Annotated in this window: 33 protein-coding genes and 1 pseudogene; 1 reads left to right on the forward strand and 33 read right to left on the reverse strand. The window is 38.5% G+C overall.

The window, feature by feature from the left end:
* Window positions 1–90: 90 nt before the first annotated feature.
* The 33 genes and pseudogenes from carA to rpsL all read right to left on the reverse strand — a co-directional run bounded on the left by carA (window position 91) and on the right by rpsL (window position 18549).
* Window positions 91–1218: a glutamine-hydrolyzing carbamoyl-phosphate synthase small subunit gene (gene carA / locus ABJH90_RS10515; protein WP_348139080.1), complete on the reverse strand. Its 1128-nt coding sequence runs from the start codon at window positions 1216–1218 to the stop codon at window positions 91–93.
* 350 nt (window positions 1219–1568) lie between these two features.
* A pseudogene (gene rplQ / locus ABJH90_RS10520) lies at window positions 1569–2012 on the reverse strand (50S ribosomal protein L17); the annotation flags it as partial.
* 56 nt (window positions 2013–2068) lie between these two features.
* Window positions 2069–3061 carry a DNA-directed RNA polymerase subunit alpha gene (locus tag ABJH90_RS10525; RefSeq protein ID WP_348139082.1) on the reverse strand — a complete coding sequence of 331 codons (993 nt, stop codon included), beginning with the start codon at window positions 3059–3061 and terminating at the stop codon, window positions 2069–2071.
* A gap of 19 nt (window positions 3062–3080) precedes the next feature.
* Window positions 3081–3686 (reverse strand): 30S ribosomal protein S4, encoded by a 606-nt coding sequence (rpsD, locus tag ABJH90_RS10530; RefSeq protein WP_348139084.1) that lies wholly within the window; start codon window positions 3684–3686, stop codon window positions 3081–3083.
* A gap of 100 nt (window positions 3687–3786) precedes the next feature.
* The gene (gene rpsK / locus ABJH90_RS10535; protein ID WP_348139086.1) at window positions 3787–4179 is read right to left on the reverse strand and encodes a 30S ribosomal protein S11; all 393 of its coding nucleotides are present in this window, start codon (window positions 4177–4179) and stop codon (window positions 3787–3789) included.
* A gap of 10 nt (window positions 4180–4189) precedes the next feature.
* Window positions 4190–4564 (reverse strand): 30S ribosomal protein S13, encoded by a 375-nt coding sequence (gene rpsM / locus ABJH90_RS10540; RefSeq protein WP_348139088.1) that lies wholly within the window; start codon window positions 4562–4564, stop codon window positions 4190–4192.
* 2 nt (window positions 4565–4566) lie between these two features.
* Window positions 4567–4683: a type B 50S ribosomal protein L36 gene (ykgO, locus tag ABJH90_RS10545; protein WP_122514977.1), complete on the reverse strand. Its 117-nt coding sequence runs from the start codon at window positions 4681–4683 to the stop codon at window positions 4567–4569.
* A gap of 10 nt (window positions 4684–4693) precedes the next feature.
* Window positions 4694–4909, reverse strand: coding sequence for a translation initiation factor IF-1 (gene infA, locus ABJH90_RS10550; RefSeq protein ID WP_015753973.1), 216 nt, complete (start codon window positions 4907–4909; stop codon window positions 4694–4696).
* Window positions 4910–4912: 3 nt separating this feature from the next.
* A complete protein-coding gene (gene secY / locus ABJH90_RS10555) occupies window positions 4913–6256 on the reverse strand; it encodes a preprotein translocase subunit SecY (protein ID WP_348139091.1) in 1344 nt (447 codons plus the stop codon).
* Window positions 6257–6268: 12 nt separating this feature from the next.
* Complete coding sequence (gene rplO / locus ABJH90_RS10560; protein WP_297706013.1) at window positions 6269–6721, reverse strand: 50S ribosomal protein L15; 453 nt, start codon at window positions 6719–6721, stop codon at window positions 6269–6271.
* A 12-nt stretch (window positions 6722–6733) separates the two neighbouring features.
* Window positions 6734–6913: a 50S ribosomal protein L30 gene (gene rpmD, locus ABJH90_RS10565; protein ID WP_348139093.1), complete on the reverse strand. Its 180-nt coding sequence runs from the start codon at window positions 6911–6913 to the stop codon at window positions 6734–6736.
* A gap of 11 nt (window positions 6914–6924) precedes the next feature.
* A complete protein-coding gene (gene rpsE, locus ABJH90_RS10570; protein ID WP_297706016.1) occupies window positions 6925–7449 on the reverse strand; it encodes a 30S ribosomal protein S5 in 525 nt (174 codons plus the stop codon).
* Window positions 7450–7457: 8 nt separating this feature from the next.
* Window positions 7458–7814 carry a 50S ribosomal protein L18 gene (gene rplR / locus ABJH90_RS10575; protein ID WP_348139096.1) on the reverse strand — a complete coding sequence of 119 codons (357 nt, stop codon included), beginning with the start codon at window positions 7812–7814 and terminating at the stop codon, window positions 7458–7460.
* Between the two features lie 10 nt (window positions 7815–7824).
* Complete coding sequence (gene rplF / locus ABJH90_RS10580) at window positions 7825–8367, reverse strand: 50S ribosomal protein L6 (protein WP_348139098.1); 543 nt, start codon at window positions 8365–8367, stop codon at window positions 7825–7827.
* A 19-nt stretch (window positions 8368–8386) separates the two neighbouring features.
* Window positions 8387–8785, reverse strand: a complete 399-nt coding sequence (rpsH, locus tag ABJH90_RS10585; protein ID WP_348139100.1) for a 30S ribosomal protein S8 — start codon at window positions 8783–8785, stop codon at window positions 8387–8389.
* Between the two features lie 21 nt (window positions 8786–8806).
* A complete protein-coding gene (gene rpsN / locus ABJH90_RS10590; protein WP_297792593.1) occupies window positions 8807–9076 on the reverse strand; it encodes a 30S ribosomal protein S14 in 270 nt (89 codons plus the stop codon).
* A 1-nt stretch (window position 9077) separates the two neighbouring features.
* Complete coding sequence (gene rplE / locus ABJH90_RS10595) at window positions 9078–9629, reverse strand: 50S ribosomal protein L5 (protein ID WP_348139103.1); 552 nt, start codon at window positions 9627–9629, stop codon at window positions 9078–9080.
* 2 nt (window positions 9630–9631) lie between these two features.
* Complete coding sequence (gene rplX / locus ABJH90_RS10600; RefSeq protein ID WP_348139105.1) at window positions 9632–9943, reverse strand: 50S ribosomal protein L24; 312 nt, start codon at window positions 9941–9943, stop codon at window positions 9632–9634.
* Window positions 9944–9954: 11 nt separating this feature from the next.
* A complete protein-coding gene (rplN, locus tag ABJH90_RS10605) occupies window positions 9955–10323 on the reverse strand; it encodes a 50S ribosomal protein L14 (protein ID WP_348139107.1) in 369 nt (122 codons plus the stop codon).
* A gap of 2 nt (window positions 10324–10325) precedes the next feature.
* A complete protein-coding gene (gene rpsQ / locus ABJH90_RS10610) occupies window positions 10326–10583 on the reverse strand; it encodes a 30S ribosomal protein S17 (protein WP_348139109.1) in 258 nt (85 codons plus the stop codon).
* A gap of 13 nt (window positions 10584–10596) precedes the next feature.
* A complete protein-coding gene (rpmC, locus tag ABJH90_RS10615; protein WP_348139111.1) occupies window positions 10597–10788 on the reverse strand; it encodes a 50S ribosomal protein L29 in 192 nt (63 codons plus the stop codon).
* A 17-nt stretch (window positions 10789–10805) separates the two neighbouring features.
* Window positions 10806–11228, reverse strand: coding sequence for a 50S ribosomal protein L16 (gene rplP, locus ABJH90_RS10620; RefSeq protein WP_348139113.1), 423 nt, complete (start codon window positions 11226–11228; stop codon window positions 10806–10808).
* A gap of 24 nt (window positions 11229–11252) precedes the next feature.
* On the reverse strand, window positions 11253–11969 hold the full coding sequence (rpsC, locus tag ABJH90_RS10625) for a 30S ribosomal protein S3 (RefSeq protein ID WP_348139115.1): 717 nt from the start codon (window positions 11967–11969) through the stop codon (window positions 11253–11255).
* Between the two features lie 10 nt (window positions 11970–11979).
* Window positions 11980–12387 (reverse strand): 50S ribosomal protein L22, encoded by a 408-nt coding sequence (gene rplV, locus ABJH90_RS10630; protein WP_348139117.1) that lies wholly within the window; start codon window positions 12385–12387, stop codon window positions 11980–11982.
* 7 nt (window positions 12388–12394) lie between these two features.
* Window positions 12395–12673 carry a 30S ribosomal protein S19 gene (gene rpsS, locus ABJH90_RS10635; protein WP_348139119.1) on the reverse strand — a complete coding sequence of 93 codons (279 nt, stop codon included), beginning with the start codon at window positions 12671–12673 and terminating at the stop codon, window positions 12395–12397.
* Between the two features lie 13 nt (window positions 12674–12686).
* A complete protein-coding gene (gene rplB / locus ABJH90_RS10640) occupies window positions 12687–13511 on the reverse strand; it encodes a 50S ribosomal protein L2 (RefSeq protein WP_348139121.1) in 825 nt (274 codons plus the stop codon).
* 9 nt (window positions 13512–13520) lie between these two features.
* A complete protein-coding gene (gene rplW, locus ABJH90_RS10645; RefSeq protein ID WP_348139123.1) occupies window positions 13521–13811 on the reverse strand; it encodes a 50S ribosomal protein L23 in 291 nt (96 codons plus the stop codon).
* Window positions 13812–13818: 7 nt separating this feature from the next.
* Complete coding sequence (gene rplD / locus ABJH90_RS10650) at window positions 13819–14448, reverse strand: 50S ribosomal protein L4 (RefSeq protein WP_348139124.1); 630 nt, start codon at window positions 14446–14448, stop codon at window positions 13819–13821.
* Window positions 14448–15065: a 50S ribosomal protein L3 gene (gene rplC, locus ABJH90_RS10655; protein WP_348139126.1), complete on the reverse strand. Its 618-nt coding sequence runs from the start codon at window positions 15063–15065 to the stop codon at window positions 14448–14450. Before rplC ends, rplD begins: the two co-directional genes overlap by 1 nt.
* Window positions 15066–15223: 158 nt before the next feature.
* Window positions 15224–15529: a 30S ribosomal protein S10 gene (gene rpsJ / locus ABJH90_RS10660; protein ID WP_010181931.1), complete on the reverse strand. Its 306-nt coding sequence runs from the start codon at window positions 15527–15529 to the stop codon at window positions 15224–15226.
* Window positions 15530–15540: 11 nt separating this feature from the next.
* Window positions 15541–17667 carry an elongation factor G gene (gene fusA, locus ABJH90_RS10665; RefSeq protein WP_348139129.1) on the reverse strand — a complete coding sequence of 709 codons (2127 nt, stop codon included), beginning with the start codon at window positions 17665–17667 and terminating at the stop codon, window positions 15541–15543.
* A gap of 8 nt (window positions 17668–17675) precedes the next feature.
* A complete protein-coding gene (rpsG, locus tag ABJH90_RS10670) occupies window positions 17676–18152 on the reverse strand; it encodes a 30S ribosomal protein S7 (RefSeq protein WP_348139131.1) in 477 nt (158 codons plus the stop codon).
* 22 nt (window positions 18153–18174) lie between these two features.
* Window positions 18175–18549, reverse strand: coding sequence for a 30S ribosomal protein S12 (rpsL, locus tag ABJH90_RS10675; RefSeq protein ID WP_013305196.1), 375 nt, complete (start codon window positions 18547–18549; stop codon window positions 18175–18177).
* A 489-nt stretch (window positions 18550–19038) separates the two neighbouring features.
* Here rpsL and ABJH90_RS10680 point away from each other — a divergent pair, with 489 nt between their 5' ends.
* Window positions 19039–22284, forward strand: coding sequence for a SusC/RagA family TonB-linked outer membrane protein (locus tag ABJH90_RS10680; RefSeq protein ID WP_348139133.1), 3246 nt, complete (start codon window positions 19039–19041; stop codon window positions 22282–22284).
* Window positions 22285–22288: the final 4 nt, after the last annotated feature.

The following is a 22288-nucleotide window of genomic DNA, read 5'->3' on the forward strand; positions in this document are numbered from 1 at the left end:
TTTTAAGGTTGAATTATTTAACAAAGATACAAAAGGCTGATGGACACAACGCAATATTGAGTCTTATAAAGACCAGAATATAACAATTCCTTAAACCAATGTATCTTTATTAACTGTGGCAGCGATCATTTCAAAAAATTGATCAAAAAGATAATCTGCATCATGAGGTCCCGGGCTGGCTTCAGGGTGATATTGAACTGAAAAAACATTTTTATTTTGCAGCCTTATACCGGCCACGGTTTTATCGTTTAGATGGACATGAGTAATTTCAATTTCCGGATTAGATTCCGTTTCTGCCCTGCTTATGGCAAACCCGTGATTTTGGGAGGTAATTTCACCTTTGCCTGTCAAAAGGTTCAATACCGGATGGTTTATCCCTCTATGACCATTATGCATTTTATACGTAGATATCCCATTAGCCAACGCGATAACCTGATGACCGAGGCAAATACCAAATAAAGGTTTATCATTAGCCATTATCTTACGAGCTACCTCAACAGCTTCATGCAAAGGTTCCGGGTCTCCGGGCCCGTTGGAAATAAAAAAACCATCAGGTTGCCATTCGTTCATATCCTCATAGGTAGCATTATAAGGAAAGACTTTTATATAAGCATCTCTTTTAGCCAGATTACGTAAAATGTTATTTTTTATTCCAATATCCAGGGCTGCTATTTTGTATTGAGCATTCTCGTTTCCAAAAAAATAAGGTTCTGTGGTTGATACTTTCGAAGCAAGTTCTAATCCTTCCATATTAGGCACTTTTTTTAAGGATTCCCTTAAGCTGTCTATGTCTTCTACTTCCGTAGAGATTACGGCATTCATAGCACCCTGATCCCGAATATGGCTTACCAGGGCTCTGGTATCTACATCGGAAATAGCGAAAAGATTGCTTGCGTCCAAAAATTCCTCTAGACTATGATCTGCAATGGGTCTTGAGTACTCATAGCTGAAATTCTTACATATCAATCCCGCTATTTTTACAGAACCGGATTCCACCTCATCCATATTGGTCCCATAATTACCTATGTGAGCATTTGTTGTAACCATGAGTTGACCGAAATAGGAAGGATCTGTAAATATTTCCTGATAACCCGTCATCCCGGTATTAAAACAAACTTCTCCATATGCAGATCCTTCTTTGTTACCTACTGCCTTACCAAAGAAAATAGTCCCGTCTTCCAATAATAATAGTGCTTTCTTTTTAGATTGATACTTCATATTGTTAAATAAGATTACGTTTGACAAATAAACATAAAAAAAGGATAGACTTTTAAGTCTATCCTTTATTAAATATTAAAGATTTTATAAACAATTTATGCTTCAGAATCATTTTTCTTTTCTTCGGAATCTTCTGGTTCAGTTGCTTCAGGTTCTGACACTTCTTCTTTAGTTCCTTCAGGTTCTGACACTTCTTCTTTAGTTGCCTTTGGTTTTTTAACCTCCTCAACTTCTTGAGTGGCTTCCTCGGTTTCTACTGCCTCTGTCTCCTTTATCTCTTCTGTTACCGTTTCCGCAGCCTCCTCAACTACAGCAGTATCAGTAGCTTTTTCAACTATAGCCTCATCGGCCTTTTTACCTCTTCTACTTCTTCTTGTAGTTTTCTTTTTAGCAGCTTTACCAGCATTGTAAACCTCATTATAGTCTACAAGTTCTATCATTGCCATATCTGCGTTATCTCCAAGCCTATTTCCCAACTTAATAATTCGGGTATAACCTCCGGGTCGCTCACCAACCTTGTCGGAAACACTTCCAAATAATTCTGTAACCGCATACTTATCCCTAAGGTTCTTAAATGCAATACGCCTGTTATGGGATCCTTTTTCGGTAGTCTGATTATTCTCAGCTTTCGATTTAGTTATTAGTGGCTCTATAAACTGCTTTAAGGCTTTAGCCTTTGCCACAGTTGTATTAATTCTTTTATGTTCAATCAACGAACAAGCCATGTTAGCCAACATAGCTTTTCTATGGGCTGACTTTCTTCCTAAATGATTGAATTTTTTACCGTGTCTCATCGTTACTTATATAAATGCTTACTTAAAACAGGAAAAATCCTGTCTTTATTGATAAATTAATCCTTATCTAATTTGTACTTTGAAAGATCCATTCCAAAATTAAGGCCCTTGTTTATAACCAGCTCTTCTAATTCTGTCAATGATTTTTTACCAAAGTTCCTGAATTTCATTAAATCGTTTTTGTTGAACGAAACCAAATCGCCTAATGTATCCACTTCCGCAGCTTTTAAACAATTTAAAGCTCTAACAGAAAGATCCATATCAACAAGTTTAGTCTTTAAAAGTTGACGCATATGCAGAGATTCTTCATCGTAGGTCTCTGTTTGCGCTATTTCATCAGCTTCAAGAGTAATACGTTCATCAGAAAACAACATGAAATGGTGTATCAGTACTTTGGCCGCTTCTGTCAATGCATCTTTTGGATGAATAGAACCATCGGTAACGATCTCAAATACCAATTTCTCATAATCCGTTTTTTGCTCAACACGGAAGTTTTCAATGCTGTATTTTACATTTTTTACCGGGGTAAAAATTGAATCGATAGCTATACTTCCCAAAGGTGCATTAGACTTTTTATTTTCTTCTGCCGGTACATAACCACGACCTTTTTCAATGATTACCTCCATATTTATGCTCACCTTCGGCTCCATGTTGCAAATAACAAGGTCCGGGTTCAACACCTGATAACCAGAGATGAATTTTTGAAAATCTCCTGCAGTAAGCTGATCCTTACCACTTACAGATATGGAAACGGTTTCCTCATTAACATCTTCAATTTGTCTTTTAAATCGAACTTGTTTGAGGTTTAGGATGATTTCGGTAACATCTTCCACAACACCTTCAATAACCGAAAATTCATGCTCTACTTTATCAATTCTTACGGATGTAATTGCAAATCCTTCCAAAGAAGAAAGCAATACCCTTCGCAAGGCGTTCCCAACAGTCAAACCATAACCAGGTTCCAAAGGGCGAAATTCAAATTTGCCTTCGAAATCTGAGGAATCTATCATTATAACTTTATCGGGCTTCTGAAAATTTAATAATGCCATAGTCGGATTTGTGTTGTTTTTATTTAGAGTATAACTCCACGATTAATTGTTCTTTAATATTCTCTGGTATCTGAATTCTTTCCGGAATGGAAACATAATTTCCTTCCATTTTATCATTGTTCCATGTCATCCATTCATACACACTGCTATTTGCATTAAGTGCATCTTGTATGGCCTGAAGAGATTTTGATTTTTCCCTCACCCCTACAACATCACCAGCTTTTAAGGAATAAGAAGGAATATTTACCAATTCTCCATTAACAGTAATGTGTCTATGAGAAACTAACTGTCTTGCACCTCTTCTGGAATTTGAAATTCCCATCCTGTAAACTACATTATCAAGACGTGCCTCACACAATTGGAGCAGAACTTCACCGGTTACACCTTTACTCCTGTTAGCTTTAGCAAAGAGGTTTCTGAATTGTTTCTCCAATATGCCATAGGTATATTTTGCTTTCTGCTTTTCCATCAACTGGACAGCATATTCAGATTTTTTACCACGACGTCTGTTATTACCGTGTTGTCCCGGGGGATAATTTTTTTTCTCGAAAGCTTTGTCGTCTCCGAAAATTGCTTCGCCGAATTTACGTGCGATCTTTGATTTAGGTCCTGTATATCTTGCCATCTTCTTTTAATTTGGAAATGTGATTATGAATTAAGGCTTATCCTTCGATAATCGTAATTGCACTTCCTGTGAATTAACCTTTTATAAATATGTAACTTAATTAAACTCTTCTTCTTTTGGGTGGTCTACAACCGTTATGTGGTAATGGTGTTACATCTACAATCTCGGTAACTTCAATACCAGCATTATGAATTGACCGAATTGCAGATTCTCTTCCGTTACCCGGTCCTTTTACATAAACTTTCACCTTTCTCAATCCCGCTTCATGAGCTACTTTGCAACATTCTTCGGCCGCTACCTGAGCAGCATAAGGAGTATTCTTTTTAGAACCTCTAAATCCCATCTTACCAGCAGAAGACCATGAAATAACATCGCCTTTTTTGTTGGTCAAAGAAATTATTATGTTATTAAAGGAAGCCGTTACATGGGCTTCACCAGCCGATTCAACGATTACCTTGCGCTTTTTAGCTCCTTTGGTACTTGTCTTTGCCATATTATGCTAATTATTTAGTTGCTTTTTTCTTATTAGCAACCGTTTTTCTTTTTCCTTTCCTGGTCCTGGAATTATTCTTGGTCCTTTGTCCTCTAAGTGGAAGTCCAGATCTGTGGCGGATTCCTCTGTAACAGCCAATATCCATCAGACGCTTAATATTCAACTGATTTTCTGAACGAAGTTCCCCTTCAATTTTAAAAGAGGAAACAGCATCACGAATACGACCAATTTCATCATCGTTCCAGTCTGATACTTTGCTATCCTGATTTACCTTGGCTTTCTCTAATATCTCTTGTGCCCTGCTTTTACCGATACCAAAAATATAGGTAAGTGCTATGACACCTCTTTTTTGTTTTGGTATATCTACACCTGCAATTCTTGCCATAATTACCCTTGTCTTTGTTTGAATCTAGGATTCTTTTTATTGATTACGTACAATGTGCCTTTTCTGCGTACTATTTTGCAGTCGGCACTTCTTTTCTTTATGGATGCTCTAACTTTCATTTCGTCTTTGTTAGTATCTATATGTAATTCTAGCCTTTGTTAAATCGTATGGGCTCATTTCCAGTTTTACTTTATCTCCGGGTAACAATTTTATATAATGCATACGCATCTTCCCGGAAATATGAGCAGTAACCACATGTCCGTTTTCAAGTTCCACTCGAAACATTGCATTGGACAAAGCCTCTATAATGCTACCGTCTTGTTCTATGGGTGCTTGTTTGGCCATAACTTATGCAACTTTTCGGTTTTTACCTGATTTCATCAATCCGTCATAATGCCTGTTCAACAAGTAAGAATTAACCTGCTGTACAGTATCAATAGCTACCCCCACCATGATCAAAAGTGATGTACCTCCATAAAATAAGGCCCATCCCGCCTGAATATCCATCAGTTTAACCACTACGGCAGGTAATACTGCTAATAGGGCAAGGAAAACAGATCCTGGCAAGGTGATTAGTGACATTATCTTATCAAGAAAATCTCCTGTTTCTTTACCTGGTCTGATGCCCGGTATAAATCCACCACTGCGTTTCAAATCATCGGCCATTTTATTCGTGGGAACTGTAATGGCTGTATAGAAATATGTAAATATTATAATCAGCAATGCAAATAAAATATTATAGGCCAATCCAAAAATATCCTGAAACTGCACTTCCATCCATTGTCCTACTGCTGTATTATTAAATGTTCTTCCTAACAACCCCGGCGCAAACATAATAGCCTGTGCAAAAATTATAGGCATTACCCCGGAAGCGTTTAATTTCAAAGGAATGTATTGTCTGGAACCGGCAATATTTTTTTCATATCCTCCGGAGGCCGTCCTCCTCGCATATTGAACCGGTATTCTCCTCGTTGCCATAACCAATAGAACACTGGCCAGAATAACAAGAAACCAAAGAATAACTTCTATAAGCATAAACATCAGTCCGCCTGTATTATTCGCCGTTCTGGAAACAAACTCCTGAACAAAAGATTGTGGCATATTCGCTATAATACCAATCATAATAAGGAGCGAAATACCATTACCAATTCCTTTATCTGTAATCTTTTCTCCTAACCACATGGCAAAGACACAACCTGTTACCAAAATGATTACTGCGGGTACTATAAAACTCAAGCCTTTACCTAACAGGAATGCACTATCCGGAACACCTAGAGCACCAAGGCTATAGAGGTAGGCCGGAGCCTGCACAATACAGATCCCAATGGTTAGCCATCTGGTTATCTGGTTTTTTGTTTTTCTTCCACTTTCACCTTCCTTATCTAGTTTTTGAAGATAAGGCACTGCGATTCCCATTAATTGAACCACAATAGATGCAGAGATATAGGGCATAATTCCAAGAGCAAATACAGAAGCATTGGCAAATGCACCACCTGTAAAGGCGTTTAATAAACCTAATATACCTGATTCTGTATTAGAAGATAATTCTGCTAATTGAGAAGTATCAATACCGGGAAGAACAACCTGAGCACCAAAACGATACACCAATAAAAGACCCAGGGTTACAATAATTCTGCCCCTTAGTTCTTCAATTTTCCAGATATTTGATATAACCTCAAAAAATTTCTTCATAATCTTCTTTACTTATAAATTTATTGCTTCACCGCCAGCGGCTTCAATCGCAGCTTTCGCAGTTGCAGTAAATTTATGTACGGTTATTTTAAGAGACGCTTTTAGTTCACCACCGCCTAATATCTTAACCAAATCGTTTTTATGAGCCATTCCGTTATCCACAAGATCTTTTACAGTGACTGTTTTTTTAACCAATCCTTTATCTGCAAGTTCCTGAAGTTTATTCAGATTAATGCCCTGATATTCTTTTCTGTTAATATTGGTAAAACCAAATTTGGGTACTCGTCTCTGTAAAGGCATTTGACCTCCTTCAAAACCGATCTTCCTGGAATACCCGGATCTTGATTTAGCACCTTTATGCCCTCTTGTTGCTGTACCGCCTTTACCAGAACCCTGGCCTCGGCCTATGGTTTTCCCGGCTTTATGAACAGATCCTTTGGCTGGTTTTAAATTCCCTAAATTCATTACAAATATTTTTTAAGCTTCTTCCGTAGAAACTAAGTGTTTAACCTTATTGATCATCCCTATAATATTGGGTGTGTTATCATGCTCCACAACGTGACCAATCTTACGCAATCCAAGTGCCTCCAGTGTTCTTTTCTGATTTTGTGGCCTTTTAATGCTACTTCTTACCTGTTTAACTCTAATCTTTGCCATACTCTTGCTACTTATCCTTTAAAGACTTTTTCTAACGAAACACCTCTTTGTTTTGCTACAGTCCTGGCATCCCTTAATTGCAGTAAAGCATCAAATGTAGCCTTTACCACATTATGTGGGTTAGAAGATCCCTGAGACTTGGACAAAACGTCCTGTACTCCAACTGATTCCAATACGGCTCTAACCGCACCTCCGGCAATTACTCCTGTACCATGGGAAGCAGGCTGCACATATACACGTGCTCCTCCATACTTTCCTTTTTGCTCATGTGGCAAAGTGCCTTTGCTCAGTGGTATTCTAATTAAATTCTTTTTAGCATCCTCAATAGCTTTAGCTATAGCTGTAGCTACTTCTTTAGACTTCCCAAGACCATGACCTACTACACCATTCTCATCACCAACTACCACGATCGCAGAAAAACCAAAAGCTCTACCACCTTTAGTTACCTTAGTAACTCTTTGAACACCAACCAGTCTGTCTTTTAGTTCAAGACCTCCCGGTTTAACAGTTTCTACATTTTTGTACTTCCCGAACATATTTCCTATTAAAATTTTAGACCGGCCTCTCTGGCACCTTCGGCCAATGATTTTACTCTACCATGATACAAATTACCGCCACGATCAAAAGCAACTGCTTCTATACCGGCTTTCTTTGCTTTTTCAGCTACTGCCTTACCAACAAGGTTGGCAATCTCTGTCTTTGTACCCTTTGACTTACTTAGTTCCTTATCCCTTGAAGAAGCGGCAACTAAAGTGGTCCCGTTATTGTCGTCTATTATTTGGGCATAAATTTCTTTATTACTTCTAAAAACAGACAATCTAGGCCTCTCTGCTGTACCAAAGGAAACTTTTCTTATCCTTCTTCTAATACGCTCTCTTCTTTCAGTTTTTGATAATCCCATAATTCAATTCTTAAGCGGATTTACCTGCTTTTCTTCTTAATTGTTCTCCGACAAATTTTATCCCTTTTCCTTTGTAAGGTTCTGGTTTGCGGAATGATCTTATTTTGGCCGCAATTTGGCCTACCAATTGTTTGTCAGGTGAGCTAAGCTTTATAATTGGGTTCTTTCCCTTTTCAGAAATAGTCTCAACTTTAACTTCAGGAGCTAAATTCAAAACAATATTATGTGAAAAACCCAAAGCCAAATCTAACTTTTGACCTTGATTACCTGCACGGTAACCAACACCCACCAATTCAAGCTCTTTAGACCATCCATTGGTCACTCCCAAAATCATATTGGAAATCAAGGATCTATACAGTCCGTGTTTGGCTTTATGTTCTTTAGAATCAGAAGGTCTTGTTACTACAACCTGGCCGTCTTCAGCTTTTATGGAAACCCCTGAATATTCCTGAGTTAATTCACCCAATTTCCCTTTTACAATAATAAGATTATCCTGCAGTTCTACTGTGGCTCCTTCCGGAATTTCTATTGGATTGTTACCTATTCTTGACATTTTCCTATCTCTTTATTTCTTAATAAACGTAGCATAAAACTTCTCCGCCCACATTGTCTCGATGAGCTTGTTTGCTAGTCATAACTCCATGCGAAGTAGACACAATAGCAATTCCCAAGCCATTAAGTACTCTGGGCATATCTCCGGAACTGGCATATTTTCTAAGACCTGGCGTACTTATACGCTGAATCTTTCTAATCACCGGTTCTTTGGTCAACCTATCATACTTCAGGGCAATTTTAATAATTCCCTGTACCTTATTCTCTTCGAATTTATAACTCAAAATATATCCTTGATCGAATAATATTTTAGTTACTTCTCTTTTCAAATTAGAAGCAGGAATTTCAACTACCCTATGACCCGCACTACTGGCGTTTCTAATTCTTGTTAAATAATCTGCTATTGGATCTGTAAACATCTTCTTAACTTTTATATTGGGTTACCAACTTGCTTTTTTAACACCGGGAATCAATCCTTTGTTAGCCATTTCTCTAAACATCACACGAGAAATACCAAAAGTTCTCATGTACCCCTTAGGTCTACCTGTCAATTTACATCTATTGTGCATACGAATAGGAGAAGCATTTTTAGGCAGTTTTTGCAAAGCCTCGTAGTCGCCGGCTTCTTTTAAAGCCTTTCTCTTCTCCGCATATTTTGCTACAGCCTTCGCCCTTTTTCTTTCACGGGCCTTCATTGATTCTTTAGCCATACTAATTCTTTTTAAAAGGTAATCCCAATTCGGTTAACAATGATTTTGCTTCTTTATCTGTATCAGCACTAGTTACAAAAGTGATATCCATTCCATTAATCCTATTAATCTTATCAATATTAATTTCCGGAAAAATAATCTGTTCTGTTACACCAAGGTTGTAATTTCCTCTTCCGTCAAAACCTGTAGCTCTAATTCCCTGGAAATCTCTTACCCTTGGCAAGGCAGTAGTCACTAATCTATCTAAAAATTCATACATGCGCTCACCTCTAAGAGTGACTTTAGCCCCAATGGGCATACCCTTTCTTAGTTTAAACGCCGCAACATCCTTTTTTGAAATTGTTGATATCGCCTTTTGCCCAGTGATTAGGGTTAACTCATCTAAGGCATGATCCACCAATTTTTTATCGGCTACTGCTGCACCAACTCCCCTACTAACCACAATTTTTTGCAGCTTGGGTACTTGCATTACATTTTTGTAACCAAATTCTTCTTTAAGAGCTGTAACAATTCGCTCTCCATATTCTTGCTTTAATCTTGGAACGTAAGCCATAACTAAATTACTTCGTTAGATTTTTTAGAAAATCGTACTTTCTTCCCATCTCTTACCTCATAACCCACTCTTGTTGTTTCACCAGATTTGGAATCAATAAGAGATAAGTTAGATAAATGTATAGGAGCTTCTTTTTTCACAATTCCTCCCTGAGGATTTTGTGCACTTGGTTTTTCGTGTTTAGATACCATATTGGTACCTTCTACGATCGCCTTATTTTTTTCACGGTCCACAAGAGTAACTTTGCCTTCTGTTCCTTTATGGTCACCTGCAATTATCCTTACTTTATCTCCCGTTTTTATTCTTAATTTCATCTTACAATATTTTAAAGTACCTCAGGAGCTAATGAAACAATTTTCATGAATTGTTTATCACGCAACTCCCTGGCAACAGGTCCGAAGACACGAGTTCCTCTCATTTCACCTGTAGGATTTAACAAAACACAAGCGTTATCATCAAATCGAATATAAGAACCATCCGGTCTCCTTACTTCTTTTTTTGTTCTTACCACAACGGCCGTTGAAACGGTACCTTTCTTAATACCCCCATTTGGAGTGGCCTCTTTAACAGTAACTACAATTTTGTCCCCAACCGATGCATATCTCCTCTTTGTACCACCAAGCACCCGTATGGTTAATACCTCTTTGGCACCCGTATTGTCTGCTACTTTTAATTTTGATTCTTGCTGTAACATAATTATTTGGCTCTTTCTAAGACTTCAACCAGTCTCCAACATTTGGTTCTACTCAATGGACGTGTCTCCATTATCTTAACAGTATCTCCAATATTGCAGTCATTGGTCTCATCATGTGCAACATACTTTTTTGTTCGCAGTACGAACTTTCCATACATAGGATGCTTAACGCGCTTAACTTCGGCTACTACAATAGATTTCTCCATTTTGTTGCTAGTTACAACGCCTATTCTTTCCTTTCTTAAATTTCTTTTTTCCATAAAGCAGAACCAATTATTGGTTATCCCTTTTTGTTAATTCAGTAGCTAATTGAGCCACAGTTCTTCTTGCCTTCCTAATTTGAAGGGGGTTTTCAAGTGGTGTTACAGAGTGGGCGATTTTAAGATCTGCGTGCTGCTTCTTAAAATGTGCCATTTTCTCCTTCAATTCTTCTACCGATAATTCTTTTATTTCTGATTGTTTCATCATCCTAATTATAAAAATTATGCCGCTTCGTAATCCCTAGCCACTATAAATTTTGTCTTTACTGGTAATTTTTGCGCTGCAAGCCTTAAAGCTTCTTTAGCCACGTCCATGGGCACACCAGCTACCTCAAACATTATTCTTCCGGGCTTAACTACGGCGACAAAATATTCCGGGGCTCCTTTACCTTTACCCATACGAACCTCTAAAGGTTTTTTGGTAATAGGCTTGTCCGGGAAAATTTTAATCCATAATTGCCCTTGTCTTTTCATATACCTGGTCGCAGCAATACGAGCCGCCTCAATCTGGCGGGAAGTAAGAAAGCAGGAATCCAAAGATTTAATCCCGAACATTCCATTAGAAAGTTGATTCCCTCTACCGGAATTCCCTTTCATACGGCCTTTCTGCGCTTTGCGAAACTTCGTTCTTTTTGGCTGTAACATAATCTCTAACTTCTTCTTTAATTATTACTTTCTGCGACGTTGCTTTTTGCCTCCATCATGTTGCTTTCCTTTGGACTGTCCTTTAGACATTCCAATTAGCGGAGAAAGCTCTCTTTTACCATATACTTCGCCTTTCATTATCCATACTTTAATTCCTAATCTTCCATAGGTAGTATGTGCTTCATGAAGGGCATAATCTATATCAGCCCTAAAAGTGGATAAAGGTATTCTACCGTCTTTATAAGATTCTGACCTGGCCATTTCCGCTCCGTTCAACCTTCCTGAAATCTGTATTTTTATCCCTTCAGCATTCATTCTCATTGCCGCGGCAATAGCCATCTTAATTGCTCTTCTAAAGGAAATTCTATTTTCAATTTGCCGGGCCACACTTGCCGCTACGAGATTTGCATCAACTTCAGGCCTTTTTATCTCGAAAATATTTATTTGTACTTCCTTATCTGTAATTTTTTTAAGCTCTTCTTTTAATTTGTCCACTTCCTGACCACCTTTCCCGATAATTATACCTGGCCTGGCCGTGGTTATGGTAACTGTAATAAGCTTTAACGTTCTTTCAATAATTACTCTGGATACACTAGCCTTCGCTAAACGTGTATGAACATATTTTCTGATCTTATCGTCTTCCGCTAGTTTATCGCCATAATCGTTTCCACCATACCAGTTGGATTCCCAACCTCTGATAATTCCTAGACGATTTCCGATTGGATTTGTTTTTTGTCCCATACTAAAATTTCTAGCTTTGTGTATTATTGTTAGATCCCAATACCAAGGTAACATGGTTGGAACGTTTTCTTATTCTATGAGCCCTACCCTGAGGTGCCGGCCTTAATCGTTTTAGCATTCGTCCGCTGTCTACTGTTATTTCTTTTACAAATAGCTCAACTTCTTCAATATTTACCTCTTCATTTTTCGCCTGCCAGTTTGCGATTGCTGAAAGCAATAACTTTTCCAACCTACGGGAGGCTTCTTTAGGACTGAATCTAAGAATAGCAAGGGCCTTTTCTACTTCTGCTCCACGAACCAAATCTGCAACTAATCGCATTTTTCTTGGTGAGGTGGGACAGTTGTTTAATTTAGCAAATGCTATTTTTTGCTTTTCCGCCTTTAGTCTTTCGGCCATTTGTTTTTTTCGAACTCCCATAGCTTACTTACTTTTTACCTTTATTTTTTGCCCCTGCATGACCTCGGAAAGATCTTGTTGGAGAGAATTCGCCTAATTTGTGTCCTACCATATTCTCGGTAACATATACGGGAACAAATTGTCTTCCGTTGTGAACCGCAATGGTCTGACCTACAAAGTCCGGACTAATTGTCGATGCTCTGGACCAGGTCTTTATTACCGACTTCTTACCAGAATTTATATTCAGCTGGACTTTTTTATCCAAACTATGATGAATGTATGGTCCTTTTTTTAGTGAACGTGCCATTTCTTTCTTCTTTTTATTTCTTTCTACGTTCTAATATATACCTATTTGTATCCTTGGTCTTTGACCTAGTCCTGAATCCTTTAGCAGGAATTCCGTTTTTAGATCTTGGATGTCCACCAGAGGCTCTACCTTCACCACCACCCATTGGATGATCTACAGGGTTCATAGCCACCGGTCTAGTTCTTGGTCTTCTACCCAGCCATCTGCTTCTTCCTGCTTTACCAGAAACAATCAACTGCTGGTCTGAATTTGAGACTGCACCAATAGTACCCAAACAATTTGCCAGTACCAATCTTGTCTCACCAGAAGGTAATTTTACTGTGGCATACTTTCCTTCTCTTGCCATTAGTTGAGCAAAAGTTCCTGCACTTCTTGCCATTATCGCTCCCTGACCGGGACGTAATTCAATACAAGAAATAATAGTTCCCAATGGTATTTTACTTAAGGGAAGAGCATTACCTATCTCTGGAGCTGCATTTTCACCGGAAGATATTTTCTGTCCTACCTGCAACCCATTTGGAGCAATAATATATCGCTTTTCACCATCTTTGTATTCCACTAAGGCGATAAAAGCTGTTCTATTTGGATCATACTGGATAGACTTTACTTCTGCAGCAACGTCCTGCTTATCCCGTTTGAAATCAATAATTCGATACCTTCTTTTATGCCCACCACCTCTATGGCGTATGGTCATTTTTCCTTGACTGTTTCTACCTCCAGACTTTTTTAACGGAGCAAGCAAGCTTTTCTCCGGCTTATCAGCAGTAATGGCGTCAAACCCGTTTACTACTTTAAAACGCTGTCCTGGAGTGATCGGTTTTAATTTTCTAACTGACATTTGGTGTCTTTATAGATTACTGTAAAAATCGATTACTTCCCCTTCTTCAACATCAACTATGGCTTTCTTAAATGCATTAGATTTCCCGTGCTGAACCCCTGTTTTTGTAAAACGGGTTTTGCGTGAAGGTCCATAATTCATTGTTCGAACTTTTTTCACTGAAACGCCATAAGCCGCTTCAACGGCATCCTTGATCTGTAGTTTATTGGCCTTAGGATCCACAACAAAACCGTAGCGATTATACAACTCGCTGTCCGCTGTCATTTTTTCCGTTATAATTGGCTTTATCAACACACTCATGTCTAACCTATTTATTTAAGTTCGTTTCAATTCCTTCTAATGAACTTTCCAGAAGAACGATTTGATTTGCATTAAGAATTTTGTAAGTACTTAATTCTGAATTAGTTACGACTTCGTAACCTTTCAAATTACGCGACGACAAATATACGTTATTATTTGAATCACCCAACACAAACAAAGATTTTTTGTTTTCCAATCCCAAGGATTTCAAAACCTGCATGAAATCTTTAGTCTTTGGGGATTCAAAATTGAAGTCTTCTACGACCATAATAGCCTGATCCTGACTCTTAATACTTAGAGCAGATTTTCTGGCCAACCTCTTTACATTCTTATTAAGTTTTTGGGAGTAATCTTTAGGCCTAGGTCCAAAAACTCTTCCTCCACCACGAAAAATTGGGGATTTAATACTTCCCGCTCGCGCGGTCCCAGTTCCCTTTTGTTTCTTAATCTTCCTGGTACTTCCAACTATTACCGCTCGTTCTTTGGTGCTATGGGTACCTTGCCTTTGATGAGCCATGTACTGCTTAACATCCAAATAAATTGCATGCTTGTTGGGTTCTATTTTGTAAACTGCGTCCGATAGGTCTGCCTTCCGCCCAGTTTCTTTTCCTTTTACATCTAAAACTGCTACCTTCATTACTTCTCTATAGTTAAGTAAGCATTTTTATGACCGGGTACACAACCTTTTAATACTAAAAGATTTTTTTCCGGAACAACTTTTAAAACTCTTAGGTTTTGAACGGTAACTCTACCACCGCCCATTCTTCCTGCCATCTTCATTCCCTTAAAAACTCTCGCAGGATATGAGGCAGCCCCTATTGAACCAGGAGCTCTCAGTCTGTTATGCTGACCGTGAGTTGCTTGTCCAACCCCGGCAAATCCGTGTCGCTTAACAACTCCCTGAAATCCTTTCCCTTTAGATGTTGCAGAGACATCGACATATTCGCCTTCAACAAATACGTCGACACCAACGGTCTCACCTAATTTAAAATCTCCTTCAAAATCCCGGAATTCAACGACTTTCTTTTTGGTGGAAGAACCTGCTTTTTTAAAATGGCCCATTTCAGCCTTATTAGCACGTTTTTCTGCCTTGTCATCGAAACCAAGCTGAAGGGCATTGTACCCGTCTACCTCTTCGGTTCTGACTTGGGTAACTACACACGGCCCAGCTTCTATGACAGTACAGGGAATATTTTTCCCGTTGTCGTCAAAAATGCTGGTCATGCCTACTTTTTTTCCTATTAACCCAGACATATTATTACTATTATTTATTAATTATTCTTAAACTATTTTTTTCTGCAAAAAAAACAGGATCAAAAACAATTCGATCCCGAATATATTTTTGTTGCCGTTTTTCCTTTGCGAAACGCTCCGGACATGTTATCCGTTTCAAACCGAAACAGAATAGTCTATCACACTTTTATCTCCACCTCAACACCACTCGGAAGCTCCAGCTTCATAAGTGCGTCTATTGTTTTTGATGAGGAACTATAAATATCCAGAAGTCTTTTATAAGAACTCAACTGGAACTGCTCTCTCGATTTCTTGTTCACATGGGGTGAGCGCAAAACTGTAAATATCTTTTTATGCGTTGGCAAAGGAATTGGACCTGTAACAACAGCACCAGTCGATTTTACCGTTTTCACGATCTTCTCGGCAGATTTATCTACCAGGTTATGATCGTACGATTTTAGTTTTATTCTAATTTTCTGACTCATAATACTAAAATTTAGGCGGTTACACCTGTTGCTGCTTTTATAACCTCTTCAGCCAAACCTGAAGGGGTTTCCGCATAATGTGAAAATTCCATGGTTGAAGTTGCCCTACCTGAGGATAGTGTCCTTAGCGCAGTTACATAACCAAACATCTCTGAAAGAGGTACCTCTGCCTTTATGACCTTAGCACCCGCTCTGTCGTCCATATTAGTAACATGCCCTCTCCTTCGGTTAAGGTCTCCAACAATATCACCCATATTCTCTTCGGGCGTAAGTGCCTCCAATTTCATTATGGGCTCCATAAGCACTGCCTTTGCAGCCTTTGCAGCTCCTTTATATCCAATTTTAGCTGCAAGTTCAAAAGAAAGAGAATCGGAATCCACAGGATGAAATGAACCATCCTTGAGAGTAATTTTCATACTATCCATTTCAAATCCGGCTAAAGGACCATTCTTCATAGCCTCTTTAAATCCTTTTTCTACTGAAGGAATATATTCCCTGGGTATATTACCTCCCTTAATCATATTTACAAATTCCAATCCGGATATGCCGTCTTCTCTAGGTTCCATTGTAAATACGATATCTGCAAATTTACCACGCCCACCTGTTTGCTTTTTATAAGTTTCCCGGTGATTAGCGCTTTGAGTAATTGCTTCTTTGTACTCTACCTGAGGTTTTCCTTGATTGACATCAACTTTAAACTCCCTTCTTAAGCGATCCACAATAATATCAAGATGCAATTCGCCCATACCAGAAATAATGGTCTGGCCAGACGCTTCATCCGTTTTAACCACGAAAGTCGGATCTTCTTCAGCCAATTTTGCCAATGACATCCCTAATTTATCAACATCAGCCTTTGTCTTAGGTTCCACCGCAATCCCAATAACAGGATCAGGGAAATTCATGCTTTCCAGAATAATAGGATGCTTTTCATCTGAAAGGGTATCCCCTGTTTTAATATCTTTAAAACCTACGGCTGCACCAATATCACCAGCCGCAATAGAATCTACGGCGTTTTGTTTATTGGAATGCATCTGATATATTCTTGAAATTCTTTCCTTATTCCCTGAGCGGTTATTAAGGACGTAAGATCCTGCATTTAACTGACCTGAATACGCTCTGAAGAAAGCTAAACGGCCTACAAACGGATCTGTGGCAATTTTAAACGCTAAAGCCGCAAATGGCTCATTAACGTCCGGTTTTCTTAATACTTCTTTATCCGTTTTTGGATCTATACCGACAATTCCTTCCTTATCCATAGGAGAAGGCAGGTAACGACAAACAGCATCCAATAAAAATTGCACCCCTTTGTTTTTAAAGGAGGAGCCGCATATCATTGGAATAATACTCATATCCATAACTGCTGCTCTTAAAGCCGCATGTACTTCATCTTCAGTAATAGAATCTTCATCTTCAAAGAATTTCTCCATCAATCCTTCATCGTATTCAGCTACCGCTTCAATCAAAGCAGCACGATATTCGTGTACCTCGTCCTTCATTTCTTCAGGAATATCAATGATATCAAAAGTAGAACCCATGTCTTCTTCGTGCCATACAATGGCACGGTTCTTTACAAGGTCAACGATACCTTTAAAATCTGCTTCTTCCCCGATAGGCAAGACAATTGGAACTGCATTGGATTTCAACATATCCTTAACCTGGTTACTAACCATTAAAAAGTTAGAACCTTGTCTATCCATCTTGTTAACAAAGCCTATTCGTGGAACTTTGTAATTGTCTGCCAATCTCCAGTTAGTTTCAGACTGTGGTTCAACACCATCAACTGCGCTAAACAGAAAGACCAAACCATCCAATACCCTAAGTGACCGATTTACCTCAACGGTAAAATCTACGTGTCCGGGGGTATCTATAATATTAAAATGGAAGGGTTTAGATTCAGGAATTATTTGTCCGTTCTTGGTTGGAAAATCCCAGGTACATGTTGTAGCTGCCGAGGTAATTGTTATACCACGTTCCTGTTCCTGCGCCATCCAGTCCATAGTTGCGGCACCATCATGCACTTCACCTATTTTATGACTAACGCCCGTATAATACAAAATCCGTTCAGTAGTGGTGGTCTTACCTGCATCAATATGCGCTGCAATACCTATATTTCGTGTGTATTTTAAATCTCTAGCCATTATACTTTTTAAAATCTAAAGTGGGAAAATGCTTTGTTAGCTTCTGCCATTTTATGAGTATCCACTCTTCTTTTAACTGCGGCACCTTCTTCTTTAGAAGCTGCCAATACTTCTCCAGCCAATTTTTGAGCCATGGACTTTTCATTACGCTTTCGTGCAAAGCTTATAAGCCACTTCATGGAAGTGGATATTTTTCTATCCGGTCTTATTTGCATGGGGATCTGAAAAGTTGCACCACCTACTCTTCTGCTTCTAACTTCTACGTGTGGCATTACATTGGAAAGAGCTTCTTTCCACAATTCCAAAGCAGATTTCTCTTCATCTGTTTTCTTTTCTTCCACAATATCCATTGCATCGTAGAATACTTTAAAGGCAACTGATTTCTTTCCATCCCACATTAACATATTCACAAAACGTGTTACCAGTTGGTCATTAAACCTTGGATCCGGTAATAGTGGTCTTTTTTTCGCCTGTCTTTTTCTCATCTCTTCTTTTTACAAGTTTAGATTACTTTTTAGGGCGTTTTGCTCCGTATTTAGATCTTCTTTGGGTCCTTCCAGCAACTCCTGCTGTATCTAAAGCCCCTCGGACAATATGATATCTAACTCCTGGCAAATCTTTCACCCTTCCGCCTCTAACCAATACTATCGAGTGCTCCTGGAGATTGTGACCCTCGCCTGGGATGTATGCGTTTACCTCTTTACCATTGGTTAACCTAACCCTTGCAACCTTTCGCATTGCAGAATTTGGTTTCTTAGGCGTAGTGGTATAAACCCGCGTACAAACCCCTCTTCGCTGGGGACACGAATCCAAAGCAGCCGATTTACTCTTCTTGGTAATTGTGGCCCTTCCTTTTCGTACTAATTGTGAAATTGTTGGCATACTAATATATATGTATAAATACTACCCTCATTTAAGGGCTGGCAAATGTAGTAATTATTCATTATAATTCAAATGCTATCCCATAAATTTATATGATTTTTTTTTTGTGCTTTTTATTGAAGGTCAGTAATGGTCAAAAGGAATCTTTTTAAGACTTAATTAATCTATAGTTTATACCTTATATATATATAGTTTTAAATTTAATTTCAACCTGCGACAAAAAATATATATATTATGGATATAATTTCAATACAAGATAAAATTGTGAAGTTTACAATACTTTTCTAAAGATATCTTAGAATTATTACTTTATTATGAAATATGATATTTTATAAGCATTTTTTTAACAATATTTTTGATAATCTATTTAACAATAGTCTGTAGAATTGTTTTTTTCTTGGATTACTTCATAAAGTTTTATTAAAATAAGTTTGGTTTATTAACATGAAATTTGGATTTTCGTGGTTAGCTAATTCAAATAATTAAAAAATGAGAACAAATTTAAATGGAATCTTGACGCTGTTATTGGCGTTTGTTGTGCATTTATCATTTGCGCAAGACAAGACGATTTCAGGTACGGTTACAGATTTCGAAGGTCTGCCGCTACCTGGTGTAAACATCCTTGTTGAAGGTACAACAACTGGTACCCAAACTGATTTCGATGGCAATTACTCAATTAGTGCCAGTGAAGGTCAAGCCTTGCTCTTTTCCTACATTGGTCAAAGAGATGTAAGAGTCGTTGTAGGTGCAAGTAATACTATTAGTGTACAAATGGAAGAAGATGCTCAGGCTCTTGAAGAAGTTGTAGTAACTGCACAAGGTATTGAAAGAGAAGAAAGGGCCTTGGGATATTCAGTTGCAACGGTAGACGAGGAACAAGTAGCAGCGAGACCCGAATCAGACTTAGGTAGGATTCTTCAAGGTAAAGTTGCGGGTGTTAACATTACCGCGAGTAATGGTCTTTCCGGATCTGGTACCAACATCATTATACGTGGTTATTCTTCAGTTACGCAGTCTAACCAACCGCTTTTTGTTGTTGATGGAGTGCCAATTGATTCAGGCACCAATAACCAGGGGTCTATTTTGGATGGTAATACTGCCTCCAGTAGATTTTTAGATATAGATCCAAACACAATTGATCAAGTGAGTGTACTTAAAGGTTTAAGTGCTACTGTACTATATGGTAACAGAGGACGAAACGGGGTAATATTGATTACTACGAAATCTTCTGCTAGAGGTGACGCGCCAAGCAAAACAGAAGTTACCGTAAGTGCTGGCACATTCTATTCGGAGGCCATCCTTCCTGTATATCAGGATAATTACGGTGGTGGTTTCCACCAGGGTTTCGGTTTCTTTTTTAGTAACTGGGGACCTAGGTTTGATAGAACTGATGATGACGCTATCTCTAACGCTGCTCAGTTTTTGGGAAATCCTGCTGGCGCTGCTCAACTTAGACATCCTTTAAATTTCCTCGCTGATCCTTCATTAGCAGCTGGTAATGAAGCTCTTCTTACCACTCCATACCCTTATAAGCCATATAATGGGGTTGAAGATTTTTTCAGAACAGGTTATGTAAGCACTCTCAATGTGAATGTTAGAGGTGGTAGTGAAAAAGTTAGTTTTAACGCTAACTATGGAAGAACAGAAGACAAGGGAATTACGCCTGGAAACGGAGTATTGCGAAATAACTTCCAGTTAGGTGGAAATGCCAAATTAAATAACAAATTTAGCATAAACGGAGTATTTAACTTTATTAAAACAGGTTATCGATCTCCACCGGTAGCACCTAGTACAGGAAGTGGAGCAGCCTTTAATGGTGGTTCTGTCTTCGGGGATATTTTATATACCCCTCGTAGTGTAGACCTTACCAATCTTCCTAATACGGCCGCTGATGGTAGAAGTGTCTACTACAGGTCTGGAAATGATATCCAAAACCCTTATTGGACCGTTGCTAATGTTCAAACTAAGCAGAACACAGATCGTTTTATAGGGAATGCAGGCATTTCATATGAAATTAACGATTGGATGAATCTTTCTTATAGATTAGGGTTAGATACCTATACCGAATTGAATTCCTACGGACAAAACAAAGGTGGAGTCGATGGTCAAACCTTAGGTTTGCTAAGGACACGTACTATTAGGAATACGGTATGGAACCATGACCTTATCCTGACTGCAGATAAAAACATTACTGATGACCTTAATCTTAAGGCAATCTTTGGTTTAAATACCAGACGTGATGAATTTGTATCAGATGGTATTGAAAGTACAGGCCAGCTCGTTTTTGGTGTGTTGGAACATTATAACTTTACTACCCCTTCTTCTCAAAACTCATTTGTGAGGAACGGTAATCCAAATTTATCACAAAGTGCTGAGGAAAATTTGGTTGGTGCATATCTGGATTTAACTTTCGGATATGAGGATTGGATCTATGTGAACCTGGTAGGTAGAAACGATTGGTCTTCAACTTTAGAATCGGGAAATAATTCCTTATTCTATCCTGGAGCCAGTGTTTCCTTTATTCCTACCTCCATATGGGATTCAATGCAAGGAAAAGCACTAAATTATTTGAAATTCCGTTTTGGTTACGGTTCTTCTGCAGGATTCCCTGGCCCATATCAAACAAGGAGTGTATTAGGGCTAAATGCAAGAAACCTGGTAGACTTAAATGGAAATGTCGTTTCATCTAATACGGTAGACGATAATTTGGGTAACGCAGGTCTAAAACCGGAACGTGTGTCGGAACTTGAATTAGGATTAGACACCCGACTTTTTAACATCTGGAACTTAAATGTGAGTGTCTTTGATAAGAAGACCACAGATTTGATCACACTGCAGACACTAGATAACTCTACAGGTTTTACGGGTACTACAGTGAACATTGGTGAAATTAAATCTAAAGGTATTGAAATAGACACCAACATTGATATCATAAAACCATTTGAGCACGCAGTTGGATTTAATATTGCAGCTAACTTTGCTGCCATTGAAACCACGGTTACAGAGTTGGCTACAGAGAATATTCTGCTAACCGATGGTATTACCGGAGAGGCAGCCAACTACGCTGTAGAAGGAAGGCCATTTGGTGTACTTTTAGGATCGGTAAATCTTAGGGATGATGCTGGAAACATTTTGGTGAATGATGCTGGTCGTTACCTTGTTGATAACACGCTTACTGAAATAGGTGATCCTAACCCCGATTGGACTGCGGCAATAATACCCACGGTATCATTTAAAAATTTCACGTTATCTGCTAATTTACAATACAGACATGGTGGAGATATATATTCTGTGACCTCAGCAGCCTTGATAGGCCGGGGTACTGTAGATGCCGACAATCCTATAGACAGAGAAAGTCAGTATATTTTACCTGGAGTAAAACAATCAGACGGTTCACCTAACGATGTCGCAATCAGCGCCACAGAATTAGGTTTCAATACTTATTTTGGTGGTGGTATAAACAGTTTAAATATTTTTGACGGAACTACCATCAGATTGCAGGAAGCTTCTTTAGCTTATAATGTACCATCAGATTGGTTGAGAGATACATTTTTTGGAAGCTTGTCATTCTCTCTTTCCGGCCAAAATTTATGGTTTAAAGCTGTAAATATGCCGAAAAATGTAAGATATGATACCAACTCCTCCAGTACTGGTGTAGGTAACGGACAAGGTATTGATTTCTTTACCGGTCCTTCTTCAAGACGATTAGGATTAACTGTAAGAGCTACCTTCTAATAGA

The organism is Eudoraea sp., from assembly GCF_039969275.1.
In the GTDB taxonomy this organism is placed as follows: domain Bacteria; phylum Bacteroidota; class Bacteroidia; order Flavobacteriales; family Flavobacteriaceae; genus Eudoraea.

Coding starts and splice junctions, on each gene's coding strand:
- rplN (WP_348139107.1), bottom strand. CDS start 10,323: ATGTTACAGCAAGAATCAAAATTAAAAGTAGCAGACAATACGGGTGCC.
- rpsL (WP_013305196.1), bottom strand. CDS start 18,549: ATGCCAACAATTTCACAATTAGTACGAAAAGGAAGGGCCACAATTACC.
- ykgO (WP_122514977.1), bottom strand. CDS start 4,683: ATGAAAGTTAGAGCATCCATAAAGAAAAGAAGTGCCGACTGCAAAATA.
- rplO (WP_297706013.1), bottom strand. CDS start 6,721: ATGAATTTAGGGAATTTAAAACCAGCCAAAGGATCTGTTCATAAAGCC.
- rpsS (WP_348139119.1), bottom strand. CDS start 12,673: ATGGCACGTTCACTAAAAAAAGGACCATACATTCATCATAGTTTGGAT.
- rplB (WP_348139121.1), bottom strand. CDS start 13,511: ATGTCAGTTAGAAAATTAAAACCGATCACTCCAGGACAGCGTTTTAAA.
- rpsN (WP_297792593.1), bottom strand. CDS start 9,076: ATGGCTAAAGAATCAATGAAGGCCCGTGAAAGAAAAAGGGCGAAGGCT.
- rpmD (WP_348139093.1), bottom strand. CDS start 6,913: ATGGCAAAGATTAGAGTTAAACAGGTAAGAAGTAGCATTAAAAGGCCA.
- secY (WP_348139091.1), bottom strand. CDS start 6,256: ATGAAGAAATTTTTTGAGGTTATATCAAATATCTGGAAAATTGAAGAA.
- rplC (WP_348139126.1), bottom strand. CDS start 15,065: ATGTCTGGGTTAATAGGAAAAAAAGTAGGCATGACCAGCATTTTTGAC.
- rpsG (WP_348139131.1), bottom strand. CDS start 18,152: ATGAGAAAAAGACAGGCGAAAAAAAGACCACTATTACCGGATCCAAGG.
- rplE (WP_348139103.1), bottom strand. CDS start 9,629: ATGGCTTACGTTCCAAGATTAAAGCAAGAATATGGAGAGCGAATTGTT.
- ABJH90_RS10525 (WP_348139082.1), bottom strand. CDS start 3,061: ATGGCATTATTAAATTTTCAGAAGCCCGATAAAGTTATAATGATAGAT.
- rpsJ (WP_010181931.1), bottom strand. CDS start 15,529: ATGAGTCAGAAAATTAGAATAAAACTAAAATCGTACGATCATAACCTG.
- ABJH90_RS10680 (WP_348139133.1), top strand. CDS start 19,039: ATGAGAACAAATTTAAATGGAATCTTGACGCTGTTATTGGCGTTTGTT.
- rpsD (WP_348139084.1), bottom strand. CDS start 3,686: ATGGCAAGATATACAGGACCTAAATCAAAGATCGCACGTAAATTCGGC.
- rpmC (WP_348139111.1), bottom strand. CDS start 10,788: ATGAAACAATCAGAAATAAAAGAATTATCGGTAGAAGAATTGAAGGAG.
- rpsH (WP_348139100.1), bottom strand. CDS start 8,785: ATGTTTACAGATCCAATAGCAGATTATTTAACAAGAATTAGAAACGCC.
- rpsQ (WP_348139109.1), bottom strand. CDS start 10,583: ATGGAAAAAAGAAATTTAAGAAAGGAAAGAATAGGCGTTGTAACTAGC.
- rplP (WP_348139113.1), bottom strand. CDS start 11,228: ATGTTACAGCCAAAAAGAACGAAGTTTCGCAAAGCGCAGAAAGGCCGT.
- rplV (WP_348139117.1), bottom strand. CDS start 12,387: ATGGGAGTTCGAAAAAAACAAATGGCCGAAAGACTAAAGGCGGAAAAG.
- carA (WP_348139080.1), bottom strand. CDS start 1,218: ATGAAGTATCAATCTAAAAAGAAAGCACTATTATTATTGGAAGACGGG.
- rpsM (WP_348139088.1), bottom strand. CDS start 4,564: ATGGCAAGAATTGCAGGTGTAGATATACCAAAACAAAAAAGAGGTGTC.
- rplX (WP_348139105.1), bottom strand. CDS start 9,943: ATGAAATTAAGAATAAAAACGGGAGATAAAGTAAGGATAATTGCAGGT.
- rplR (WP_348139096.1), bottom strand. CDS start 7,814: ATGGGATTATCAAAAACTGAAAGAAGAGAGCGTATTAGAAGAAGGATA.
- infA (WP_015753973.1), bottom strand. CDS start 4,909: ATGGCCAAACAAGCACCCATAGAACAAGACGGTAGCATTATAGAGGCT.
- rplD (WP_348139124.1), bottom strand. CDS start 14,448: ATGAAGGTAGCAGTTTTAGATGTAAAAGGAAAAGAAACTGGGCGGAAG.
- rplW (WP_348139123.1), bottom strand. CDS start 13,811: ATGAGTGTGTTGATAAAGCCAATTATAACGGAAAAAATGACAGCGGAC.
- fusA (WP_348139129.1), bottom strand. CDS start 17,667: ATGGCTAGAGATTTAAAATACACACGAAATATAGGTATTGCAGCGCAT.
- rpsK (WP_348139086.1), bottom strand. CDS start 4,179: ATGGCAAAGACAAGTACCAAAGGAGCTAAAAAGCGCAAGGTAATCGTT.
- rpsE (WP_297706016.1), bottom strand. CDS start 7,449: ATGTTCGGGAAGTACAAAAATGTAGAAACTGTTAAACCGGGAGGTCTT.
- rpsC (WP_348139115.1), bottom strand. CDS start 11,969: ATGGGACAAAAAACAAATCCAATCGGAAATCGTCTAGGAATTATCAGA.
- rplF (WP_348139098.1), bottom strand. CDS start 8,367: ATGTCAAGAATAGGTAACAATCCAATAGAAATTCCGGAAGGAGCCACA.